20 protein-coding genes and 1 other RNA gene are annotated in these 22,859 nt (G+C 67.6%); 9 read left to right on the top strand and 12 right to left on the bottom strand.

The genetic code is table 11. The features are described from left to right. Position 1: 1 nt before the first annotated feature. From G3545_RS17550 to G3545_RS17540, 3 genes are all read right to left on the bottom strand, one after another. Complete coding sequence (locus tag G3545_RS17550; RefSeq protein WP_170014561.1) at positions 2–946, bottom strand: hypothetical protein; 945 nt, start codon at positions 944–946, stop codon at positions 2–4. A gap of 127 nt (positions 947–1,073) precedes the next feature. Continuing rightward, a complete protein-coding gene (nudC, locus tag G3545_RS17545; protein ID WP_170014560.1) occupies positions 1,074–2,018 on the bottom strand; it encodes an NAD(+) diphosphatase in 945 nt (314 codons plus the stop codon). Then, positions 2,018–2,437, bottom strand: coding sequence for an HIT family protein (locus G3545_RS17540; protein ID WP_170014559.1), 420 nt, complete (start codon positions 2,435–2,437; stop codon positions 2,018–2,020). The genes nudC and G3545_RS17540 overlap by 1 nt, the downstream gene beginning before the upstream one ends. Before the next feature lie 287 nt (positions 2,438–2,724). On the opposite strand from G3545_RS17540, the gene ffs reads away from it, so the two are divergent. The 4 genes from ffs to G3545_RS17520 all read left to right on the top strand — a co-directional run bounded on the left by ffs (position 2,725) and on the right by G3545_RS17520 (position 5,559). Then, positions 2,725–2,820, top strand: an RNA gene (ffs, locus tag G3545_RS17535) — signal recognition particle sRNA small type. A gap of 25 nt (positions 2,821–2,845) precedes the next feature. After that, entirely contained in the window at positions 2,846–4,687 is a 1,842-nt protein-coding gene (locus G3545_RS17530) for a DNA polymerase III subunit gamma/tau (protein ID WP_170014558.1), read from the top strand. Between the two features lie 19 nt (positions 4,688–4,706). Further along, on the top strand, positions 4,707–5,027 hold the full coding sequence (locus G3545_RS17525; protein WP_170014557.1) for a YbaB/EbfC family nucleoid-associated protein: 321 nt from the start codon (positions 4,707–4,709) through the stop codon (positions 5,025–5,027). Positions 5,028–5,106: 79 nt separating this feature from the next. Beyond that, positions 5,107–5,559 carry a GNAT family N-acetyltransferase gene (locus G3545_RS17520; protein ID WP_170014556.1) on the top strand — a complete coding sequence of 151 codons (453 nt, stop codon included), beginning with the start codon at positions 5,107–5,109 and terminating at the stop codon, positions 5,557–5,559. 72 nt (positions 5,560–5,631) lie between these two features. On the opposite strand, the gene G3545_RS17515 is transcribed toward G3545_RS17520, so the two are convergent. Both G3545_RS17515 and G3545_RS17510 read right to left on the bottom strand, forming a co-directional pair. Beyond that, entirely contained in the window at positions 5,632–6,249 is a 618-nt protein-coding gene (locus G3545_RS17515) for a TetR/AcrR family transcriptional regulator (protein WP_170014555.1), read from the bottom strand. Continuing rightward, complete coding sequence (locus G3545_RS17510) at positions 6,246–9,659, bottom strand: acyl-[ACP]--phospholipid O-acyltransferase (protein WP_170014554.1); 3,414 nt, start codon at positions 9,657–9,659, stop codon at positions 6,246–6,248. Before G3545_RS17510 ends, G3545_RS17515 begins: the two co-directional genes overlap by 4 nt. A gap of 194 nt (positions 9,660–9,853) precedes the next feature. Between G3545_RS17510 and G3545_RS17505 the strand changes: the two genes are divergently transcribed. From G3545_RS17505 to G3545_RS17495, 3 genes are all read left to right on the top strand, one after another. After that, the gene (locus G3545_RS17505; RefSeq protein ID WP_170014553.1) at positions 9,854–10,174 is read left to right on the top strand and encodes a hypothetical protein; all 321 of its coding nucleotides are present in this window, start codon (positions 9,854–9,856) and stop codon (positions 10,172–10,174) included. A 102-nt stretch (positions 10,175–10,276) separates the two neighbouring features. Continuing rightward, positions 10,277–10,930, top strand: coding sequence for a peptide-methionine (S)-S-oxide reductase MsrA (msrA, locus tag G3545_RS17500; protein ID WP_170014552.1), 654 nt, complete (start codon positions 10,277–10,279; stop codon positions 10,928–10,930). Between the two features lie 160 nt (positions 10,931–11,090). Next, a complete protein-coding gene (locus G3545_RS17495; protein ID WP_170014551.1) occupies positions 11,091–11,594 on the top strand; it encodes a TIGR00645 family protein in 504 nt (167 codons plus the stop codon). Between the two features lie 22 nt (positions 11,595–11,616). Here the strand turns inward: G3545_RS17495 and G3545_RS17490 are convergent, their stop codons facing one another. Beyond that, the gene (locus G3545_RS17490; RefSeq protein WP_170014550.1) at positions 11,617–11,985 is read right to left on the bottom strand and encodes a hypothetical protein; all 369 of its coding nucleotides are present in this window, start codon (positions 11,983–11,985) and stop codon (positions 11,617–11,619) included. 382 nt (positions 11,986–12,367) lie between these two features. On the opposite strand from G3545_RS17490, the gene cysG reads away from it, so the two are divergent. Further along, the gene (cysG, locus tag G3545_RS17485; protein WP_170014549.1) at positions 12,368–13,843 is read left to right on the top strand and encodes a siroheme synthase CysG; all 1,476 of its coding nucleotides are present in this window, start codon (positions 12,368–12,370) and stop codon (positions 13,841–13,843) included. Here the strand turns inward: cysG and hisG are convergent. From hisG to G3545_RS17460, 5 genes are all read right to left on the bottom strand, one after another. Beyond that, positions 13,813–14,784: an ATP phosphoribosyltransferase gene (hisG, locus tag G3545_RS17480; RefSeq protein WP_170014548.1), complete on the bottom strand. Its 972-nt coding sequence runs from the start codon at positions 14,782–14,784 to the stop codon at positions 13,813–13,815. The two genes, cysG and hisG, sit on opposite strands and share 31 nt — an antisense overlap. Beyond that, the gene (locus G3545_RS17475; RefSeq protein WP_281411679.1) at positions 14,781–15,932 is read right to left on the bottom strand and encodes an ATP phosphoribosyltransferase regulatory subunit; all 1,152 of its coding nucleotides are present in this window, start codon (positions 15,930–15,932) and stop codon (positions 14,781–14,783) included. Before G3545_RS17475 ends, hisG begins: the two co-directional genes overlap by 4 nt. Positions 15,933–16,146: 214 nt before the next feature. Then, on the bottom strand, positions 16,147–17,652 hold the full coding sequence (hisS, locus tag G3545_RS17470) for a histidine--tRNA ligase (RefSeq protein WP_170014547.1): 1,506 nt from the start codon (positions 17,650–17,652) through the stop codon (positions 16,147–16,149). A gap of 61 nt (positions 17,653–17,713) precedes the next feature. Next, entirely contained in the window at positions 17,714–18,511 is a 798-nt protein-coding gene (gene phnX / locus G3545_RS17465; RefSeq protein WP_170014546.1) for a phosphonoacetaldehyde hydrolase, read from the bottom strand. A gap of 141 nt (positions 18,512–18,652) precedes the next feature. Further along, the gene (locus tag G3545_RS17460) at positions 18,653–19,774 is read right to left on the bottom strand and encodes a TIGR03364 family FAD-dependent oxidoreductase (protein WP_170014545.1); all 1,122 of its coding nucleotides are present in this window, start codon (positions 19,772–19,774) and stop codon (positions 18,653–18,655) included. 141 nt (positions 19,775–19,915) lie between these two features. On the opposite strand from G3545_RS17460, the gene pip reads away from it, so the two are divergent. Beyond that, entirely contained in the window at positions 19,916–20,872 is a 957-nt protein-coding gene (pip, locus tag G3545_RS17455; RefSeq protein WP_170014544.1) for a prolyl aminopeptidase, read from the top strand. A 5-nt stretch (positions 20,873–20,877) separates the two neighbouring features. Here pip and G3545_RS17450 read toward each other — a convergent pair whose 3' ends face one another. Then, positions 20,878–22,740: a tetratricopeptide repeat protein gene (locus G3545_RS17450; RefSeq protein WP_246702457.1), complete on the bottom strand. Its 1,863-nt coding sequence runs from the start codon at positions 22,738–22,740 to the stop codon at positions 20,878–20,880. Positions 22,741–22,859: the final 119 nt, after the last annotated feature.

Below are 22,859 nucleotides of genomic sequence, written 5' to 3'. Positions count from 1 at the left end.
CTTACTTCACGAAGGCGTAGGAGGGGATGTCGCGGATGCTGTCGGGAAGGCCGGGCGCGACGCGGAAATCCACCTCGTAGCGCTTCTGCTTCTGCGGGTTCAGCGGCGAGAACTTCACCGCGCCGGCGAGCGCCAGCTTGCCGTAATAGCCCAGCCCTTCGGTGCCCTGCGACAGCGGCGCGGTGGTGCCGGTGACCTTGCGGATGATGCCATTGGCATAGTTCACCGCATAGGAGCGACGCAGCTCGTCGGTCCAGTGCTCGGTGGTGAAGGAGACATTCAGCACATTCTCGTTCACCACGCGGTGCGGGCCGTTGAGCGGCCAGTGCAGCATGGTGCCGGGGGTGAGCTCATAGATGGTGGCGAACTCGTCGAACCACGGTTCGAACGGCATGTCGGTCTCGCGCAGTTCGCCGAGGATCAGCCGCTCCAGAGCCGGCTGCGAGATGAAGGGTGCGCCCGCCGGATAGACATAGAGCTTCTTGGCGCCGCGCACTTGCCAGAGCGTCTGGCCGGGCACGTCGGAATGATACTTCACCGAGACGCCGGGCGAGGAGATCAGCAGTGTCAGCCGGCGCTTGTAGGTCTTGAGCCCCGGCACATGGGCCTCGAACTCGGCATAGATGTCGTCGACCAGCTTGCCGTAGGACGGGTCGAGCCGGTCGGGCGCGGTGAGGTTGATCCAGATATTGCCGTCGCGCACCGCGTCCAGCACCTCGCGGCCGGCAAGGTCCTTGATCTCGCCTTCGCGGCGCCGCGGCGGATTGCCGGGGGTCTTCTGGCTGTAATTGACGTGATAGGCATCGCGCGGCGCGCTCTCGATCAGGCGGGCGAGCGCGTCGTCGGTAAACAGCGGCGATTCCGCCAGCCGATGGTTGAGCTGTAGCGCATGCCGGCCGAACAGCTTGGCGTGATGGTCCTGCCAGTTGGTGATGATCGCGGCCACATCGGCCTCCCGTAACGTTCCAAGCCGTACGCTATACGATGTAGAGAATTTATCTCGAAATTCGAACTAAAGAAATGTTTAACGGAAATTTGACGGTTGCATGACCGCAGCCGGTATAATTTCACCGTTAGCCAGCCGGTGGATCGCGCCCCTCGACGAAAGCGCGGATCAGATGGTGGGCGATCGCCATCGGCACTGGCGCGACGAGGCCGTCCGGATGGGTGCGGGCGAGCATGAGCGCCGCCTCCTCGCGGCTGAACCAGCGGGCGCCTTCCAGCTCGTTGGCGTCGATGGTGATATCGCGCGAGAGCGCCTGCGCCTGCATGCCGATCATGATCGACATCGGGAACGGCCAGGGTTGGGAGGCGAGATAACGCACCGCGCCGGTCTCGATGGCAGCCTCTTCCTTGACTTCGCGACGCACCGCGGCCTCGAAGGTCTCGCCCGGCTCGACGAAGCCGGCGAGCGCCGACCACATGCCGGGCGCGAAGCGCGGCGAGCGGCCAAGCAGGCAATCGTCGCCATCGGTCACCAGCATGATGACCACCGGGTCGGTGCGCGGGAAATGCTGGGCGCCGCAATTCGGGCAATCGCGCCGCCAGCCGCCTTCACCGACCGCGAGCCGCTCGCCGCAATTCGAGCAGAAGGTGCGCCGTGCATGCCAGGCCAGCATCGCCTTGCCGGTGGCAAGCAGGCCGAGCTGGTCCGGCGGTATCAGGGCCTCCACTGCGAGGCTGCGCAGGTCGGTAAGCAGAAGGTCGTCGCGCTCAGTCAGTTGCGCGAGCGCCGCGGCATGCAGCGGCAAGGCGAAGCGCGGCGCGCCACCCGTCGCGAGGCCGAGCAGGCAGGCCTCGTCGGTGCGCCCGCCATAGCCGGCGGCAACCTCGAGGTCGAACAGCGCGTCGAGCGCGGAGTGCTTCGCAAGCACCATGGTGTCGCCGGCCATGAGGCAGGCTTTCGCCCCGGGGTGGCGCAGGAAGGCCGGGGTCTCGCCGCGCCGCTCGCTGGCGCGGTCGAGATCGAAGCCAGTATAGCCGAGGTGCGGCCAGTCACCGAGGGTGCCCGTTGCCATCACGCCAATCCGAAGCCGGCGCGCAGCCGGGTGATGAGGGTGTCGGCGGTGGCGGGGTCATAGGAGGCGGCGGCCCCAATGCCCCAGACCGGCTTCGGCCAGGCCGGATCGTCCTCGAAGCGGGCGATGACATGGACATGAAGCTGGCGCACGGCATTGCCCAGAGCGGCGACGTTCAGCTTGTAGGGCGAAGTCAGCTCGCGCAGCACGCGGGAAGCCTGCCGGATCTCGGCATTCATCGTCACCGCGTCGGCGTCGGAAAGGTCGACCAGGTCCGCGAGGCCGGCGCGCTTCGGCACCAGGATCAGCCACGGGAAGCGGGCGTCATCCATCAGCCGGACGGTGGAAAGCGTGAGCTCGCCGACCGCAAAGGTGTCGTCGTCGAGGCGGGGATCGAGGATGAAAGCGGGGTCTGGCATAAGGCGGGTTCCGGCGGGCGGCTAGCTATAGACCACGCCGGACTTCTTGGCACCGTTCAAAAACAGGTGGTCACATGCAGATGTCATCCCGGCCCCACGGGTCTTGCCTCCGGCAAGCCCGAGGGCAGGCTCCGCGAAGCGGAGAGCCGGGATCGTACGAAGATGAAGAGCGTTTGCGCGATCCCGGATCGGCCTGCGGCCGTTCGGGATGATGTCCAGTTTGGATGACATTGGACAAACGCCGCCGGCCCTTGCGTCGCGTCCCGGATCATCCGATATAGGGGCCGGGAGGTTGGCGGTGGACGAGCCACTCGCCAACCGGGTCAGGTCCGGAAGGAAGCAGCCCCAACGAGCCCGTCTCGGGTCGCATGTCAGCCTCCCACCCTATTCCCGAGCCATGGATGCGCGATGAGCGAGGGCGCCGCTCCTGATGACGACGCCCCCGGGTTTGCATTGCCCGGGCTGGATGTGCCGGCAATCGCCGCTCCCTATCGCGTGCTCGCCCGCAAATACCGTCCGCAGAGCTTCGATGACCTGATCGGCCAGGAAGCGATGGTGCGCACGCTGAAGAACGCGTTCGCCTCCAACCGCATCGCGCAGGCCTATATCCTCACCGGCGTGCGCGGCGTCGGCAAGACCACCACCGCCCGCATCCTCGCCCGCGCTTTGAACTATGAGCCGCCGGAAGGCGGGGGCGCCCCCACGCTCGATATGCCGGTGCTCGGCCGGCACTGCCGTGACATCATCGAGAGCCGCCATGTCGACGTCCAGGAGATGGACGCCGCCTCCAATACCGGCATCGGCGACATTCGCGAGATCATCGAGGCGGCGCGCTACAAGCCGGTCCTGGCGCGCTACAAGGTCTTCATCATCGACGAAGTGCACATGCTCTCCACGGCGGCCTTCAACGGGCTCTTGAAGACGCTCGAAGAGCCGCCCGAGCATGTGAAGTTCATCTTCGCCACCACCGAGATCCGCAAGGTTCCGGTGACTGTGCTGTCGCGGTGCCAGCGCTTCGATCTGCGCCGGGTCGATGCCGGCGTGCTCGCCGGGCATCTGCGCACGATCTGCGAAGCGGAGCATGTGAGCGTCGCGCCCGAGGCACTCGGCCTCGTCGCCCGCGCCGCCGAGGGCTCGGTGCGCGACGCGCTTTCGCTGCTCGACCAGGCGATCGCGCACGGTAGTGGTACCGTGCATGCTGACGAGGTGCGTTCGCTGCTCGGCCTTGCCGACAAGGCCCGCGTCATCGACCTGTTCGAAGCGCTGATGAAGGGCGATATCGGCGCCGCGCTGACCGAGCTGCGCGAGCAATATGACGCCGGTGCCGATCCGGCGGTGGCGATCTCCGACCTCGCCGAATTCACCCATTTCGTCACGCGGCTGAAGATCATCCCGGAGACCGCCACCGATCCCTCGCTGATCGAGGCCGAGCGGGTGCGTGGCGCGGATTTCGCGTCCAGGCTTTCCATGCGCGTGCTGGCGCGGGCCTGGCAGATGCTGACCAAGGGCCTCGCCGAGGTGCAGCAGGCGGCCAAACCCATGCAGGCGGCGGAGATGGTGCTGGTGCGCCTCGCCTACGCCGCCGATCTGCCGACGCCGGACGAAGCGCTGCGTCGTCTGAAGGAAGATGCATCGAACGGCGAGGGCACACCATCCGCACAGCGCCCGGCACCGCCGTCCGGCCCGAGCGCCTCCAGTGGTGGCGGGGCGCGTCTCGCCTTGGCGACGCAGAATTCGGCGCCGCGGCCGCAGCCGGTCGAACGCGCGCCGGAGCCGGTGCCCGCCGGTCCCAGGCTCTCCACCATGGTCGACCTCGCGGCGCTGGCCTCCGCGCAGCGCGATCTCAGGATGAAGCACGCCATCGAGAACCAGATGCGTCCCGTTGCCTTCGAGGAAGGGCGGATCGAGATCGCGCTGGTGCCTGGCGCCTCGCCGGCGCTGGTGCAGGAGCTGCAGAACAAGATCTCCAACTGGACCGGCCGGCGCTGGCTGATCGCGCTGTCGCAGCAGGAGCCGGCCGAGCCGACGCTGGCCGAGCAGAAGGACGCCGAGCACGCCTCGATGATGACCGGCGTGCGCGCCGATCCGCTGGTCGCCGCGGTGCTGGAGCGCTTTCCGGGCGCTTCCATCGTCGATGTGCGCACCCGGCTCAGTGAGGAAGCGGCGCCGGAGATGTCGCCGGAAGAGTATGAAGGGCTGGTCGCCGCGCTCAATGAAGGGCCGGGACCGGACGACGAGATCGAGTTCTAGAAGTTAAAGAGGACGTTCCATGAAAGACCTTCTCGGCATGATGTCCAAGCTGAAGGACATGCAGGCGCGCATGGAGCAGCTTCAGAACGAGCTGGAGGCGACCGAGGTCGAAGGCGTCTCCGGCGCCGGCATGGTCAAGGTGACGCTGACCGCCAAGGGTTCGCTGAAGGGCCTCTCCATCGATCCGAGCCTGCTCAATCCAGACGAAGCGGAGATACTGGAAGACCTGATCATCGCCGCCCACGCCGACGCCCGCACCAAGGGCGACCGGCTGATCCAGGAGAAGACCCAGGCGCTGACCGCCGGCCTGCCGATCCCACCGGGCATGAAGCTGTTCTGATCGACTTCCCTCTCCCGCAAGCGGGAGAGGGAGTCGGTCGCGATCGCGGGCGGCTTCCACAATCCCACAAGGAACGAGCATGAGCGCCGACATCGTCATCCGCCCGATCGAAGCCGACCAGCAATCGTCATGGCTGCCGCTCTGGCGCGGCTACCAGGCGTTCTACAAGGTCGACATTCCCGACGACGTCTCGGCGGTGACCTGGGCACGCCTGCTGGATGCTGGCGAGCCGGTGCATGGTGCGTTGGCGTGGCAGGGTGAGCGGGCCGTCGGCCTTGTCCACTACATCTTCCACCGCTCGACCTGGATGGCGGAGAATTATTGCTACCTGAACGATCTCTTCGTCTATCCCGAGGTGCGCGGCGGCGGCATCGGCCGCGCGCTGATCGAGCATGTCTATGCCGCGGCGCAGGCGAAGGGAACCAGGCGCGTCTATTGGCTGACGCATGAGACCAATTCGACCGCGATCAAGCTCTATGAGCAGGTCGCGCAGCGTCCCGGCTTCGTCCAGTTCTACCGGATCCTTCCGTGACGACGTCATCTCGGACGGCTGAAGGCCGATCCGGGATCGCGCAAACATCGGGGAGCGATCCCGGCTCTCCGGCTACGCCTGCGGCCGGGATGATGATGCATTGACTGCGGCCAGCACCGCCTGAGTGATCCGCTCCGCGTGCCGCATCAGCGGGCCCTCCAGGCGCCCGTAAAGCACGAACACCGCCGGCTGCACCACGCAGCCGAGCGCCAGCGCGCTGGCGAGCGCGACGTCCTGCTCCGGCACCTCGCCGCGCGCGATGCCCTCGCGCAGCAACCCCGCCAGCGCTTCCACCACATTCTCGGCCGGCTCGATCGGCACCGCGCCGAGATGGTCGTGCTGGCTGATGAGCAGATAGGCGAACAGCGCCGGCTCGGCGTCGAACAGGGAGCAGGCATGCTCGGCCACGGCGCGAATGCGGCCGGCAAAGTCCGGCACCACGCGCGCCACCTCATCGATGCCACGCGCGAGCTCGGCATAGCGGCCGAGGAACAGCTCGCGCGCCAGCGCCTCCTTGGAGACGAAATGGCGGTAGAGTGCGCCTTCCGCCACGCCGACCGCCTGGGCGATATCGCGCACCGAAGTGCCGTGAACGCCTTTCGAGGCGAACAGCCGCAACGCTTCCGTCTCGATGCGCGCGCGCGTCTCGGTGCCGTCGCGGCCCCGGCGGACGACTGCCGGGCGGCTCATGACGCCGCCCCCGCCGCCGTTGTCGCCCGGGCGGTGATGATCTCCATGGCGAGCCGCCGCGCCGCCATGAAGTCGACCTTGCCGGAGCCGAGCAGCGGCAGCGCATCCATCGGCAGTATTTCCGCCGGGATCATCAATTCGGTGGCGCCGAGCTCGCGGAAATGCGCCTGCAGCGCCGCGCGGTTGAGGTCCGACGCGGTGGTCATCAAAACAAGCCGCTCGCCCTTGCGCGCGTCCGGCACCGCCACCGTGACATGCTCGGCATCGGGACGCAGCGTGCCGACCATGGCGTCGACAGCGGCGAGCGAGACCATCTCGCCGGCGATCTTGGCGAAGCGCTTCACCCGGCCGCGAATGCCGACGAAGCCCTCGCCATCGATGGCGACGATGTCGCCAGTGTCGTGCCAGCCGCCCTCGGGCTTCTCGATCACACCCGGCGCCTCGGTGCGCAGATAGCCGAGCATGATGTTCGGCCCGCGCACATGCAGCTTGCCGGCATCCTCGATGCCCGGCATCGGCTCGAGCCTGAGCTCGATGCCCGGCAGCATGCGGCCGACCGTGCCGGCGCGGTTGAACATCGGCGTGTTCACCGCCAGTACCGGCGAGCATTCGGTGACGCCATAGCCCTCCAGGATGCGGTGGCCGAACTTCTCCATCCACACCCGGCGCGTTTCCGCCTTCACCGGCTCGGCGCCGGCGACGACGAAGCGCAGCGAGCGGAAGTCATAGGGGTTCGCCGTGCGGGCATAGCCCATCAGGAAGGTGTCGGTGCCGAAGATGGCGGTGGCATTGGTGCCGTAGACCAGCTCCGGAATGATCCGGTAGTGCAGCGGGGACGGGTAGAGGAAGGTCTTGGTGCCGGAGACCAGCGGCAGCACCAAGCCGCCGGTCAGCCCGAACGAATGGAACACCGGCAGCACGTTGAAGATGATGTCGGCCGGCGAGAAATCGATCCGCGCCGCCACCTGCGCGACGTTTGCGAGCAGATTGCGATGCGAGAGCACGACGCCCTTCGGCGTGCCCTCCGAGCCGGAGGTGAACAGCACAAAGGCGGGATCGTCCGGCGTCGCGGTGGTCGGCGCCTTCGCCGGTAGCATCGCCTTCAGCTTGTCCATGGTGCCGACGCCGGCGCGGATGTCCTCGGTCAGCAGGATGCGGACATGCTTGGAAAGCTCCGCCACCTCGTCTTCGAGCCGCGCCTTCTCGATGAAGGCCTTCGAGGCGATGACGGTCCGGATCTGCGCAGCCTTGCAGGCCGCGACGAGGTTCGCGGCGCCGGCGGTGTAGTTCAGCATCGCCGGCACCCGGCCATGGCGATGCAGGCCGAGCAGCACCACGGCGACGCCGGCGGCGTTCGGCAGCAGTACGCCGACGGTCTCGCCGGGTTGCGTCACCGCCGCCAGCTTTTCGCCCAGCACCTTGGTGCCCAGCAGCAGCTTGCGATAGGTGAGCCTGGTGCCCAGCGGATCCTCGACGATCATCCGGCCCTTGCCGAGGCGCTCCGCTGTCTCCTCCACTGCGTGATAGAGCGTGGTGGCGGTGTGGCTGGTCTCGAACACGAGATCGCTCATCACGTCATAGAGCGCTGCGCCTGCCGCCTGCCGGCGCTTGCGGCCGAACAGGTCCGGGTCGACCTCCAGCTTCACCGGCGGCAGGATGGTGACGTGTACCTTGGGGAACCAGCGCTTGCGGGTCTGGTCCGGCGAGAGGCGGGAGAACGGCGTCTGCTCCAGCCCCTCGATACGCACCGGGATGACCTCGGCCTCCGCCTTGTCGGCGATCATCGCCGAGCCGTCATAGATCTTCATGATCGAGCCGGTGACGGTGATGCGCCCCTCCGGAAAGATGACCAGCGGATTGCCTTCCTTCACCAGCTTGATGAGGTCGCGCGTCGCCAAAGGCCGCGTCGGGTCGAGCGGGAAGGCGCGTACCAGCTTGAGGAACGGCTTCACCCACCAGCGCTGCGCGATCCAGGAATCGATGGCGAAGATCGGATCGTTATCGAGCAGCGCCATCACCAGCGGCGCGTCGAGGAAGCTCACATGGTTGATGGCGATCACGGTGCGCGGCCCGGCGGTCTTCAGGTGCTCGGCGCCCTTCACCTCGACGCGGAACGCCACACGGAAGATCAGCTTGATCAGGTCGCGCAGCACCTGGCCCTGGAAGGCGTGGCCGACCAGCAGCGCGACGAAGAGGCACGCCACGCCGATCAGCGCCACCAGCGCCGGCGCCTTGAAGCCGGCGACCTGCAGCACGCCGATGATCACCGCGCCGCTCACCATGAAGGCGGCGTTCAGCACATTATTGCCGGCTATGACGCGGGCACGCTGTTCCTCGCCGGCCTCGCTCTGCACATAGGCGAAGGTCGGCACCACGAACATGCCGCCGGCCGCTGCCAGCCCGATCAGGCCAATGAAGGCGTGGATGCCGAGGCCGGAGGTGAGGAACTGATACCAGCCGATCGGAGCCGGGCCGGGGGTGACGTTCCACATCACCAGCCCGAAATAGATGGCGAACAGACCCATCATCACGCCGGCGAACGGCACCAGCGCCAATATGATGCGCCCTTCGGAGAGCCGCGCCGCCAAGGTCGAGCCGATGGCGACGCCGACCGTGAACAGCACCAGGAACAGCGTGACCACGCTCTCCGCGCCACCGATGTCTTCCTTCACCAGCGTGGGCAGCAGCGAGAGCACCACCGCGCCCACCAGCCAGAACCAGCTCACCACCAGAGAGCCGACCCAGGTCGGGCGATTGGCCTTGAGCTCCTTGAGCAGCGCCGTAGTGCCGCGCACGATGTTGAAGTCGATCCTCAGCTCGGGCGCCCGCTCGCCGGTGCGCGGAATCTGCCGCGCCGCGATCCAACTGATGACGCCGAACACGAAGGTGAGGCCGGCCACCGCCCAATTGCTCCACTCGGCAATGGCGATGCCGCCGCCGACCGTGCCGGCGAGGATGGCGAGGAAGGTCGCGGTCTCCACCAGCGCATTGCCGGCGACCAGTTCGTTCTTGGCGAGATGGTCCGGCAGGATGCCGTATTTCAGCGGCCCGAACAGTGCGCCGAGCGTGCCCATCAGGAACAGCGCGGTGAGCAGCACCGGGAGCGAATGCAGCGTGAAGCCGACGCTCGCCAGCAGCACCACCCAGATCTCGGTGAACTTCAGCCGCTTGGCGATCACCGCCTTGTCGTAGCGGTCCGCCAGCTCGCCACCCAGGCTGGAGAACAGGAAGAAGGGCAGGATGAACAGCCCGCCGGCGGCGGTGACCAGTGCCCCGCCATGCTCCTCGCCGAGCTGGTAGAGGATAAGTAGAGCCAGCGCGTTCTTCACGAAATTGTCGTTGAAGGCGCTGAAAAACTGGCACCAGAACAGCGGCGCGAAGCGCCTCGTGGACATCAGCCGCGTGAACATCGGGGTTCGTTTCCTCGTCTCCGGGTGCCGACCCGGATGATTATGTAAGTGAACGATCACTCACATAATATGCGGCGCCTGTCAATAGGTCGTGCAGTTCGACGCGCGTACCTAGCGGGAACTTGCGCGCCGGCCCGTCGACACTTACACGAAGCATGGTTAAGGCCGGGACGAGCCTGAGGGATGAGCGACGCATGATCCGTTTCCTGGTGCGCTTTATCGGACTGTGGCTGCTCGCCGGTGGTTTCGTCGCCTTCGTGGTCGACGGTACACGCTCCATCGCCTCGTCCGATATCGTGATGACGCCGCTCGGCGAGGCCTGGTTCGCCACCAATGAGGCGAGCCTCGGCCACTTCCAGACCCTGGTCGAGACGCACCTCTCGCCGGAGATCTGGGAACGCTTCATGGTCCCGCTGCTGATGGCGCCGCTCGCTGCCGTGCTCGGCGGGCTCGGCTTCATCCTGCTGCTGCTCGGCCGCACGCGCGAGGTGCGCGAGCCGTCCTTGCGCGCATAAGCATACCTTTGCAGGTGGGCAGAGCCCGGCTTGCGCCCGCGCCTTCTGGCGACGAGGGGTGCGGATGCTTACATTGGGGCCATCCAAAGCGAGGGATACCTGATGTTCTTCTTCAAGAAAAATCTCGAGCTTCCCACCACTGAGACCGCCCTTGCCGGTCGCGCGACGCCGTTGCGCACGGCGGAGCGGCATTTCGTGAATGGCCATCCGTTGAAGGGGCCGTACCCCGAGGGCTTCAAGACCGCGATCTTCGCGCTCGGCTGCTTCTGGGGTGCCGAGCGGCGCTTCTGGCAGACCAGGGGCGTATGGGCGACCGCGGTCGGCTACATCAACGGCCCGACGCCGAACCCGACCTATGAAGAGGTGTGCTCGGGCCGCACCGGCCACACCGAGGCGGTTCTGGTGGTCTATGACCCCTCCGTCATCACCTATGACGAACTGCTGAAAGTGTTCTGGGAAAGCCATAATCCGACCCAGGGCATGCAGCAGGGCAATGATGTCGGCACCCAGTACCGTTCGGGGATCTATGTCGCCAATGATGCCCAGCGCGAGGTGGCCGAGCGTTCGAAGGCTTCCTTCGAGGCGGCCTTGAAGGCGAAGGGCTTCCCGGCGATCACCACCGAAATCGTGCAGGCCCCGGAATTCTATTTCGCCGAGGACTACCACCAGCAGTATCTCGCCAAGAATCCGAACGGCTATTGCGGCCTTGGCGGCGTCGGCGTGACCTGCCCGATCGGAGAGGGCGTCGGCGCCTGAATCTCTCCTAACGTAAGACAATGCGAGGGGCGCGGTCATCCGCGCCCCTTTTTCGCACCTCGAAACCGGCCCGTTTTGCCGCAGCGGCGTGTCGTCCGGCTATTGCCTGCCGCAGCGCATCATGGCACCCATCGCAGGATTGGACGTGCACGGGCTGGCCATGGAAAAAATTATCGTACGCTTCATCCTCATCAGCCGCTGGATCATGGCGCCGTTCTATTTCGGCCTCGTCATCGCGCTGGCGGTGGTGCTCTTCAAGTTCGGTGCCGAACTCCTCCACTTCGTCCTTCACGCTTATGATTCGAGCGAGACCGACGTCATCCTCGGCATACTGGCGCTGATCGATCTCACTTTTACCGGCAGCCTGGTCGTCATCGTCATCTTCTCCGGCTACGAGAATTTTGTCTCCAAGATCGACGTCGAGGGCCATGCCAACTGGCCGGAGTGGATGACCAAGGTCGATTTCGCCGGACTGAAGCAGAAGCTGCTCGCTTCCATCGTCGCCATCTCCGCCATCGCGCTGCTGAAGGCGTTCATGAGCATCGACAAGGGCGGCATCGACGAGAAGGTGCTGTACTGGATGGTGGTCATCCACATTGTCTTCGTCGTCTCCGGCGTGGTGCTGGCCTGGACTGACAAGATTGCCGACAAGGGCAATCACTGAGTCTGGAGCCAGCTTGTCGCGCTCATCCCCGCCGCCCGCTCCCGGTGGCGAGGCGGCGATGCAGGCGGTGGGTGCCGACCTCGATCAGCGCGCGATATCGCAGGCGCGCATCCGTTGCAGTGCCGGCATCGGTGATCGCGGCTTCCTGGAGCTCCGCGAGCAGACGCGGATCCGGGATGCGGGGCACCAGCGCGTAATCCGGCAGCATTTTCTCCACCAGCATGACGATATCGATCGGGCTCAGCCCCTCGATGCCGTGCGCAGCGACATCCATCTGATAGGAACGCCGCTCGCGGGATAGTGCTTCCCACGGCTCCAGCAGCGGGAAGCACCGTTGCGCGAAGCGGTGCGAGGCGATGGCGACGCGTTCGATCAGTCGCGCGGGGAGCATGAACGCCTCCGTCGATTAAGCAGGCCAAATTGTCGTTCGGAGCGGCGGCGCGCATGCCCGCCGGATCGGCGCGAGGCGCCCTTCAGGCTTGTTTTTGCAAACGAATCATCTGTTCCCGATTCTATGACGCTCTGATTCCCTAGGGGTGAGAATCGGCTGGAAATGGTTTGTTGCCGCTTAAATCAATCATTAAAATTTTAGCGACCTTTGAGATAATTCCTTACCATCCACCGCCGTCGCGCAAAAAATGCCGCGCTCGCTTAATCACGTCATAGCTGTGGCTAATTCCTCATTCATCACATATATCGCGTGATTAAGAGTGCCCACTTGATGCGGCACGCGATTTGCGTTTCCTGAATGGTGACGCAGCAAGGAATCCGAAATGACGCAGGACAGGGGGCCGATTGAGCATGACGGCGAGCGCATGGCGCCGCTGGCGCGCCTGCCGCTGTTCTTCGCGCTGGAAGGACGCAGGGTGGTGCTCGCCGGCGGTTCCGCGGCCGCCGCCTGGAAGGCCGAGCTGTTGCTCGCTGCCGGCGCCGCGCTGGAGCTTTATGCCAGTGAGATGGTGGCGGAGATAGCGGCCCTCGCGGATAGCCCGCCCGGCGGGCAACTCACCATCCATCACCGCGAATGGGCAGCGGACGATCTTGATGGCGCGGCGATCGCCATCGGCGCCATCGAGGATGACGCGGAGGGCGCGCGCTTTGCCGCCGCTGCCCGCGCGCATGGCGTGCCGGTGAACGTGGTCGATAAGCCGGCCTTCTGCGACTTCGCCTTCGGTGCCATCGTCAATCGCTCGCCACTGGTGGTCGGCATCTCCACCGACGGCGCCGCCCCGGTATTCGGGCAGGCGGTGCGCGCCAAGATCGAGGCAATCATCCCGCAGGGCTTCAAGGCCTGGGCCGAGGCGGCGCGGCAGTGGCGGCCGGCGGTCTCGGCGCTCGGCCTCTCCCATCATGGCCGCCGCCGCTTCTGGGAGCGCTTCACCGCCCGTGCGCTGGAAGCACCCAATGACGAGCCGGCGGATGGCTTGCGCGCCTCGCTCATCGCCCAGGCCGAGCTCGAGCAGCGCGGGCCGGAGCATGGCAGCATCGCGCTGGTGGGCGCCGGGCCCGGCGATCCGGAATTGCTGACACTAAAGGCGGTGCGGCTGCTGCAGGCCGCCGACGTCGTGCTCTATGACGACCTTGTCGCGCCCCTGGTTCTCGATGTCGCCCGGCGCGAGGCGAAGAAGATGCTGGTCGGCAAGACCGGCTATCGCCCCTCCTGCAAGCAGGACGACATCAATGCGCTGATGGTCGGCCTCGCCAGGCAGGGCAAGCGCGTGGTGCGGCTGAAGGGCGGCGATCCGCTGATCTTCGGCCGGGCCGGCGAGGAGATCACGGCCGCGCGCAATGCCGGCATTCCGGTCGAGATCGTGCCCGGCATCTCCTCGGCGCAGGGCGCGGCGAGCCGGCTCGGCGTCTCGCTCACCCATCGCGACCATGCGCGCCGGCTGCAATTCATCACAGCCCATGCCCGCGACGGCAAGCTGCCGCGCGACCTCGACTGGGGCGCGCTGGCCGATCCCGCCGCCACCACGGTCGTCTATATGCCGCAGCGTACCTGGGCTGAGCTTGCCGGCAAGGCGATGGCCGCCGGACTGGGTGCCGAAGTGCCGGCGCTCGCCGTGTTCTCGGCCACCCGTCCCGAGGAGCGGCGCGTCGCCGCCACCGTGGGCACGCTGGCGCAAGCGCTGGCGCGGGCGGTAGAACAGGGCGCCAGCGGGCCGTGCCTCATCCTGTTCGGCCATGCTATCGGCGAAGCCGCCGAATATGCTGAGGCTCAGCCGAGCCGGGCTTCCAGCTTCTCGTAGAGCGGGTTTTCCGCCGCGAACACATAGTCGAGCGGGCCGACCGAGACGCTGGCCGCGCCCTTTTCGCGCAGATACACGGCAAGGCCGTGCAGCGTGTCCGGTGGGCAATGCAGCGTCACCATGCCGGACGAGGTCGGCGCGCCGAACGGCGCCGTGCAACGAAAGCGCTGCACCGCCTCCTCGATCATCGCCGCATCGCAGCCGGCAAAGCGGCTTTTCACTTCGCGCATCGTCGCCGCGCGCTTGGCGGCGGTGACGCGGTCGAGCAGCGCCCGCGCCGCCGCCCGCGCGGCCTCGTTCCAGTCGGCCCCGAGCGAGGCGACGAGGTTTGCTTCCGAGCGCAGCATCACGCCGTCATCAACCACCTTCAGCGCATTCGCCGAAAGCGTCGCCCCGGTGGTGGTGATGTCGACGATCAGCTCCGCGGTGCCGGCCGCCGGCGTGCCTTCTGTGGCGCCGAGGCTCTCGACGATGCGGTAATCGACAATGCCGTGGCGCTCGAAGAAGCCGCGAGTGAGGTTGAGATACTTGGTGGCGACGCGCATGCGCCGGCCGCGGCTGGCGTGGAAATGCGTAGCCACATCATCGAGGTCGCGCATGGTGCGCACATCGATCCAGGCCTGCGGCACCGCCACCACCACATTGGCGAAGCCGAAGCCGAGTCCTTCCACCAGCAGCACCTTGGCGTCGGCGTCGGGAATGGTCTCGCGGACCAGATCCTCGCCGGTGACGCCGAGATGCACCGCGCCCGAGGCGAGCTGGCTGGCGATCTCCGAGGCCGACAAATAGGCGATCTCGACCTCCGGCAGGCCGGACAGCGCGCCGCGATACTCGCGCGCGCCGCGCGACTGCGTCAGCGCCATGCCGGCGCGAGCGAAGAAGGCGGAGGCATTCTCCTGCAGGCGGCCCTTGGAGGGAACGGCGACGATCAGCGCGCTCATCGTGCGGCCTCCGATGCCGTCGCTTGCAGCCCATCGAGCCGTGCTGGCCATACCGCGAAGCCGACCGCCGGGATCGGCGCAGGGGCGCCGAGGCGGGCGAGCAGCCCGTCATAGCGCCCGCCGCCGACCAGCGGGGCCGGGGCGCCATCGGCGTGCAGTTCGAACACCATGCCGGTGTAGTAATCGAGCGGGCGGCCGAAGGCGCTGGCAAAGCGCAGCCTCTCCACCTCGACGCCCTGGGCGGCAAGGAAATTGGTGCGCTGCTCGAAGGCGTCGAGTGCGGCCGCGAGATCGAGACCGGCATCCGCCGCCAGGGTCCGCAACGCGCTCGCCGCGCTGTCCGGATCGCCCTCGACGGCGAGGTAGCGCTCCAGCACGTCGACCTTTTCCGCCGGCAGTCCCTCGGCATCGCCCGAGGCGGCCTGTTCGAGGAAGCGTTCGGCAATCTCCGAGACGGTGCGCCCGCCCACCGTCGATATGCCGGCTATGGAGAGCAAATCGGTCACCAGCGCGTGGGCTGCCTCGGGGTCGGAGCCGGCAAGCGCCGAGAGCACGCCGGCATGGGCGGAGACACCGCCGGCTTCCGGGCGCTGCTTCAGGGCGGCGAGATCGGCGCCGAGACTGCCGGAGCGGGCGAAATCCTTGACCAGGCGCCGCTTCCACCCCGGCGGGAGAGCGAGCGCGCCGAGCAGCGCGGCGAACAGCCCGGCATCGCCGAGCCGTACCACCGGGCTGGTGACGCCCCACAGCGCCGCAGTTTCAAGGGCGAGGGCGAGGATCTCCGCATCTGCGGCTTCGCGGTCGGCGCGGCCGAAAGATTCAATGCCGGCCTGGAGGAATTCGCCGCTGGGCTCGCTGGAGCGGAACACCGGGCCGAGATAGCAGAAATCGCGCGGGCGTTCGGTGCCCTGCTCCAGATAGAGCCGGCACACCGGCAGCGTGATGTCGGGCCTGAGGCACAATTCGCGGCCGTTCGCATCGGTGGTGAGGTACATCAGCCGGCGCATTTCCTCGCCGGACAGGTCGAGGAACGGATCGGCCGGCTGCAGCACCGGCGGCGCGACATGCGTGAAGCCGGCGCGCGCATAGAGCGCCAGCATCACGTCGAGACGCGGGGCTTCGGTCTTCAGGTCACGCACATCGGTCACGCGGGTTGTCCGTTCAATCGCCGCGCGCTTCTAGCAAAGCCCCCGCGTGCGGTCCATGCGGCGGTGCGGACATGGTTTCAAGGCGTCGCTCTGCGTGGGCATCCTTCGAGGCTCGCTGCGCTCGCACCTCAGGATGACGTAGTCTTATAAACGCGACGTCATCCTGAGGCGCCCGGCAAGGCCGGGCCTCGAAGGATGTTCAAGCAGAACGGACTCACCCGATCCCGTGCCGCGCCAGCACCTCGCGGACCTTCTCGACCAGCTCGGTCTCCTTGCACGTGAACTGGGCCGGGCGGACCTCGACCCATTCGGCGCGGTCGGTGATGGCCGCGGCCGCCTTGGCGCCCTCGATCAGGTCCTTGATCTGCACCTCGCCGGCCTCGCGCTCATTGGAGCCCTGGATGACGACGCAGGGGCTGTTGCGGCGGTCGGCATATTTGAACTGGTTGCCGAGATTCTTCGGGTTGCCGAGATACATCTCGGCGCGGATGCCGGCTTCGCGCAGCGCCCTGGCGAGGCCCATATAGCGGGCCGTCTGGTCCCGATCCATCACCAGCACCACGACCGGACCGTATTCCTTGGCGCCGCCCTGCTTGCCGAGCGCGGCAAGTGCGGCGGCGAGCCGCGAGACGCCGATGGAGAAGCCGGTCGCCGGCACCGGCTCGGAACGGAAGCGTCCGACCAGCCCGTCATAGCGCCCGCCGCCGCCGACCGAGCCGAAGCGCACCGGGCGGCCATCCTCGTCCTTCACCTCGAAGGTCAATTCGGCCTCGAACACCGGGCCGGTATAATATTCCAGGCCGCGTACTACGGACGGGTCGATGCGCACGCGGTCGGAATAGCCGGCGGCCTCGATGTAGCTGGCGATCTCGCCAAGCTCATTCATGCCCTGCAGGAACGAGTCGTTCGAGACCAGCGCCGCCGCCGCACCGACATCGCCGCCCGAGAGTTCGATGCGCGCGCCGCCATCCCCGCCGCCGCGCAGCGTGTCGAGCACGATCGCGGTCTGCTTCTCGTCGAGCCCGGCGCCCTTGGTGAAGTCGCCGCTCTCATCCTTGCGGCCGGGGCCGAGCAGCAGGCGCACGCCGTTGAGCCCGAACTTGTCGAACTTGTCGATGGCGCGCAGCACGGTGAGCCGGCGGCCGGCATTCTCGTCGCCGCCGAGGCCGATGGCCTCCATCACGCCGTCCAGCACCTTGCGGTTATTGACCTTCACCACATAGTCGCCGCGCGCAATGCCGAGCGCCTCCAGCGTGTCGGCCGCCATCATGCAGATCTCGGCATCGGCCGCGACCGAGGGCGCGCCGACGGTGTCGGCGTCGAACTGCATGAACTGGCGGAAGCGGCCGGGGCCGGGCTTCTCATTGCGGAACACCCAGCCCGCCCGATAGGAGCGGAAGGGCTTGGCCAGCCGTTCGAAATTCTCCGCCACATGGCGTGCCAGCGGAGCGGTGAGGTCGTAGCGCAGCGACAGCCACTGCTCGTCATCGTCCTGGAAGGAGAACACGCCCTCGTTCGGGCGGTCCTGGTCGGGCAGGAACTTCCCGAGCGCGTCGGTATATTCGATGAACGGCGTCTCCAGCGCCTCGAAGCCGTAGCGCTCATAGACCTGCCGGATGGTCTCCATCATGGCGCGGGTGGCGGCGAGCTCGCTCGGAGCCCGATCGGCGAGGCCGCGCGGCAGGCGGGCTTTGAGCTTGTTGATCTTGTCGTTGGCCATTGGCGCCATTCCTTGCAGTGATTGGCGCGGGTTTAGAGGACGGCGCGGGGCGCGGCAACCTTCAGGGCTTTGCGCCCGCAGCCAGCCGGGCCTCGATGGCGTCGAGCACCGGGAGGAGATCGGCCACGGTGTCGATCACATAATGCGCGCCGGCGCGGAACAGCTTGTCGTTTGCCCTGGCGCGGACGTCCGCCAGTTCGGCCGGCGAAAGCGCGTCAAGTTCGGTCCTGGAGTAGCCCGCGGCATTGCCGGAGAGCGCGAGGCCCACCGTCCATGTGCCGGCGGCCAGCCCCTCGGCGATGCCGGGCTCTGTGTCGTCGAGCTTCACGCAGGCCTCGGGCGGCCACGCCCCGATATCGGCGAAAGTGCGGTACATCATCAGCGGCGTGGGGCGCCCCGCCGCGAGGTCGCCGGCGCACACGACATTGTCCGGCGCATAGCCGGCGCTCGCCGCCAGCGGCATCAGGCGCTCCATGATCGGGCGGGTATAGCCGGTGGTAGAGCCGATCTTCATGCCGCGCCGGCGGGCTTCAGTGACCACGTCCAGCAGGCCGGGAATGAGGTCGGCATGCTGCGGGATGACCTCGACGTTCAGCGGCTCGAAGATGGCGAGCACATGGTCGATGTCGGCCTCGGTCGGCGCCGCGCCATGGGCGGCGACCCAGCGCGCGGAAATGGCAGGTTCGCGCATCAGGCTGGCGACATGGTCGCGCTTCGGCAGGCCCATTGGGCCGCGGGCTTCCTTGATCGAGATGGTGACGCCGACGCGTGAGAACGCCTCGACGAAAGCGCCCATCGGCGCCCGCGAGCCGAAATCGACCGCCGTGCCGGCCCAGTCGAGGATGAGCGCTTTCAGCATCTTTGTTTCGTCCTTCTAGCAACCTCATCCTGAGGTGCGAGCGAAGCGAGCCTCGAAGGATGTTCATCTGGGCTGGCATCCTTCGAGGCCGGCCTGCGGCCGGCACCTCAGGATGAGGGGCTCTTTAAGGGTCGAAGCACTTCAATCGAACAGCTCCGCCACCGCCTCCTCGGCGATGGCGAAGCCGGTGGAGGCGCCGGTGCCGCTCGTCACCATGACGAGGCGGATGGTCTCGTCCGGCCGGTCGATGAAGGCGAGCCGGTCCGGCGCCGAGGCGTAGGTGCCGGTCCAACGTTCCAGCACCCGCGCCGGGCGGCCGTCGAAGGTCGCGGCGTATTCGTCGAGGATGAGGTCGTCGACCGTCTCCGGCGCGAACGGGTCGGGCGTCGCCGCATAATGATGGCTGTCGCCGACCACCAGCGAGCCGTCCGCCGACTGCACCACGATGAGATGCACGCCATTGGCCAGATGCTCGGCCTGCTCGGCGGCAAGCCGCGCCTTCAGCGGTTCGGCCTCGGGGAGTTCAGCATAGCCGAGATAGCGGCCGAGCGAGAGATCGGTCATCACCGAGCCGGGCAGCGTTCCCACCGCCGGATCGGCCACGCGCATCATGTGCAGCTTACAGCGGGTCACCCCATAGGCGGCGATGCGATCCTCGAACAGCGTGTGGAAATCATCGCCCGGCGCCACCACGATGCGCGCGGCGCGGATGGTGCCGGACGAGGTACGCACCGTGCCGGGCGCGACGCCGAGCACCGCGGTCTCGCGGCGGAATTCGATGCTTTTAGCCTCATGGAGCCAGCGCGCCAGCTTCGGGATCGCCTCGCGCGATTCCACCCGCATGTCGTGCGGGCTCCAGAGAGCACCCGCCAGTTGCGTGCCGAGCGCCGGCAACCGGGCGCGCGCCGCTTCCGCGTCCAGCACTTCGCAGCCTTCGCCCATCTCGGTCTTGGCGAAGGCGTCGAGCACCGTCATCGCCTCGGGCCGGCGCACCGCGACCATGAGCCCGCGATGCACCACCTCGATGCCGGCCTCGGGCGCGATCTCCGCCCAGATGTCGCGCGAGCGCATGGCGCGGCGCCAGCATTCGCCGCGCTGCTGGCCGGTGACGGTGATGAAGCCGAAATTGCGGATCGACGCGCCGTTGGCCTGCGCATCGCGATCGATGACCACGACCTTGAGGCCGCGCCGGCTCGCCGCCAGCGCATGGCCGAGCCCGACCACGCCGGCCCCGACAATGGCGAGATCGTAGCTGTCGGGCATGAGAGGCATCCCGCTGGAGGACTATGCAAGGCTCATAGCCGGTTCGCCCGGCGTGCGCCACAGGACCAATTGCCTTTGCAGGGACAATTGCCTTTGACCGTGAGGGCTGCTGTTCTCGGCTCTCCCGCCACAGGTGATCCCATGACCGAACTGCGCACGCTCTATCCGCCGATCGAGCCCTATGAGACCGGCATGCTCGATGTCGGCGACGGGCACCGCATCTACTATGAGCGCTGCGGCACGCCGGGCGGAAAGCCCGCAGTGTTCCTGCACGGCGGACCGGGCGCCGGCGCCTCGCCCGATCATCGGCGCCAGTTCGACCCGGCGCTCTACGACATATTGCTGTTCGACCAGCGCGGTTGCGGGCGCTCCACCCCCTATGCCGGGCTGGAGGCCAACACCACCTGGCATCTCGTCGCCGATATCGAGCGGCTGCGCGAACTGGCCGGCGCCGAGAAATGGCTGGTGTTCGGCGGCTCCTGGGGCTCGACGCTGGCGCTGGCTTATGCGCAGACCCACCCCGAGCGGGTCAGCGAACTGGTGGTGCGTGGCATCTACACCGTCACCCGGGCGGAACTCGCCTGGTACTATCAGTTCGGCGTCTCCGAGATGTTCCCGGACAAATGGGAGCGGTTTCTGGCCCCGATTCCGGAGGATGAACGCGGCGACCTGATCGCCGCCTATCGCCGCCGGCTTACGGGTGATGATGAAGCCCTCCGGATCGAGGCCGCCAAGGCATGGAGCTTGTGGGAGGGCGAGACCATCACGCTGCTGCCCAGCGAGGAAATGTCCGCGCATCATGCAGACGCGCACTACGCGATCGCCTTCGCCCGGGTCGAGAACCATTATTTCACCCATGCCTGCTGGCTGGACGAGGGCCAGCTGCTGCGCGACGCGCACCGGCTCAGCGGCATTCCCGGCACCATCGTGCATGGCCGCTACGACATGCCGTGCCCGGCGCGCTACGCCTGGGAACTGCACAAGGTCTGGCCGCGGGCGGATTTTCACCTGATCGAAGGCGCCGGCCACGCCTTCTCCGAGCCGGGCATACGCGATGCGCTGATCCGGGCGACGGATCGGTTCGCGGGGAAGGACTGAGAGAGCTACCGCGCCGCGGCTTCCGCCGGCAGGCCGAGCGAGGCGAGATCGGTGCGCACCCGCTTGGCGATGGTCGGATCGGGGAAGAATCGGGCGATCATCGCGTCGGTATCGGTGCCCCAGGCCGGCGCCAGCAGCACCAGGCGGCGCAGGTCGGCGCGCGCTGCGTCGTCCTCGCCGGAGAGCTTGCCGGCCAGCGCCCGCGCCAGCAGGCCCGGCGCATAGCCCTCGCCCATCAGATGGTCGGCGGCGGCCGAGGCGGCGGCGACGTCGCTGCGCAGATAGGCGGCGATCACCCGGTGATAATCCACCCAGGGCGGTGCGCCGGGCGCCGTGCTGTGGGCGCTCGCCAGCAGCGCCTCGCCGCGCTCGATGTCGCCGAAGGCGATCAGCCGGCCGCCGACATCGGCGATGACGTCGACATCATAGGGGTTGAGCTCGATCGCCGCGTCGCCGGCGGAAATCGCCTGGCCGCGCTCGCCGCGGAAGAAGTGCACATCCATCAGCACGCGCCGCGCATAGGCGCTGGTCGGCGCCAGTTCGACCGCCTGCTCGGCCTCGGTCAGCGCCCGGTTCAGCGCCGGGGTCGGCGCGCCGGCGGGTGCGCCGGTGCGCATCTCGTCGAGATAGAGCTCGGCCAGCAGCGCGTGGCCCAGCGCGAAGGTGTCGTCGGCGGCGAGCGCACGCTCCAGGCATTCGCGGGCGGTGGCATGTTCGGCCGGGGCATAGCTGCGCCAATAGCCATAGGCCAGCAGCACGCAGCCATAGGGCCCGGCGGCATTCACCCCGCCGCCGGCGGCGGTGCGGGCGCGGGCCCGCGCCTGGATGATGCCATAGGGTTCGGCGATGGCCGACATGATGTCGCGCACCAGCGCCACCTCGGTGCCGGTGGGATCGCCGCGCTTCAGGCTTTCGAACTCGCGGGACCAGACGATGGTGCCGTCGCACACGTCGGAAAGCCGCAGCAGCACCGAGACCGAGCCGTCCTCATGGTTCTCGACCAGCCCGCCGAGCGAGAAGGCGGAGGAAGCCGCGGCGTTGCCGCAATCCTGCGCCGGGCGGGCGTCCGGGGTCGCCAGCACGTCGACCAGGTCGAAGCGGGCGAGGGCGTCGCGCACCCGTACTTCCAGCGCGCGGGGGTCGAATTCGGGGGGACCGCTGGCATTGGCCGGCGTCGGGGTGCCGGTGGCCTCGAAGGTGCGCACCTCGACCATCGGGATGCCGAGCCGGTTGGCGCGCTCCACCGGGTGCGGCTCGGGAGCCGCGATCAATGCCCGCCAGCCGAGCGGATCCAGCGCTTCCATCACCCCACCGGCGGCGACCGCGAGGATGAGCAGCGCGAACAGCGCAATGAGCGGCCAGCGCGGCCGCCAGCGATCAGCAGCGGGCGTGGCGGCGGGCGCGTCGGCGGGGATATCATCCGCGCCCGGCGTCAGGGTCGGCGCCAGACCCGGCGCAACGCCGGCACCCTCGCGGCGCGAGCGGAACTGCGGCACGTAGCTGCCGCGCGGCACCATGATCTCGATATCGTCACCCGCGCCGGCGCCGGCGTAGTAGCGCTCCAGCGCCCGGCGCAGCCGCGTTGCCTCGACGCGCACGATCGGATCGGCCTGCGGATCGAAGGACGGATCGCGCCCCAGCGCCTCGACCGCGATGGTGTAGCCCTTGATGGCGTCCTGCCGGCCGTCCAGCGTCGCCTCGACGACGAAGCGCAATATGTTGGAGAGCTGCGGCGAAGGACGCAGTTCGTCGGCCTCCAGCACCCGCGCCAGCGCCTCGCGCACCACCTCGGCGGTGACGCCGGGCGGCAGGGGCTGAGATTCCGCCGGCCCGTTACCGAGCGGCTCGATGACGACGCTGTCCGACACTCGCGGATCCTGCTTCGCGCCTTCCCGCGCCCGGACGGCGTGAAAAGGGAGATGACGTTGGGTGACTGTAGCACGCTTGCGGCGAGTTGATGGCGGCGCGGGGGCAGGAACGTCAAGTC

The sequence above is a fragment of the Starkeya sp. ORNL1 genome (genome assembly GCF_012971745.1).
Taxonomy (GTDB): domain Bacteria; phylum Pseudomonadota; class Alphaproteobacteria; order Rhizobiales; family Xanthobacteraceae; genus Ancylobacter.
This window is presented reverse-complemented; position numbering and strand designations above follow the sequence as displayed.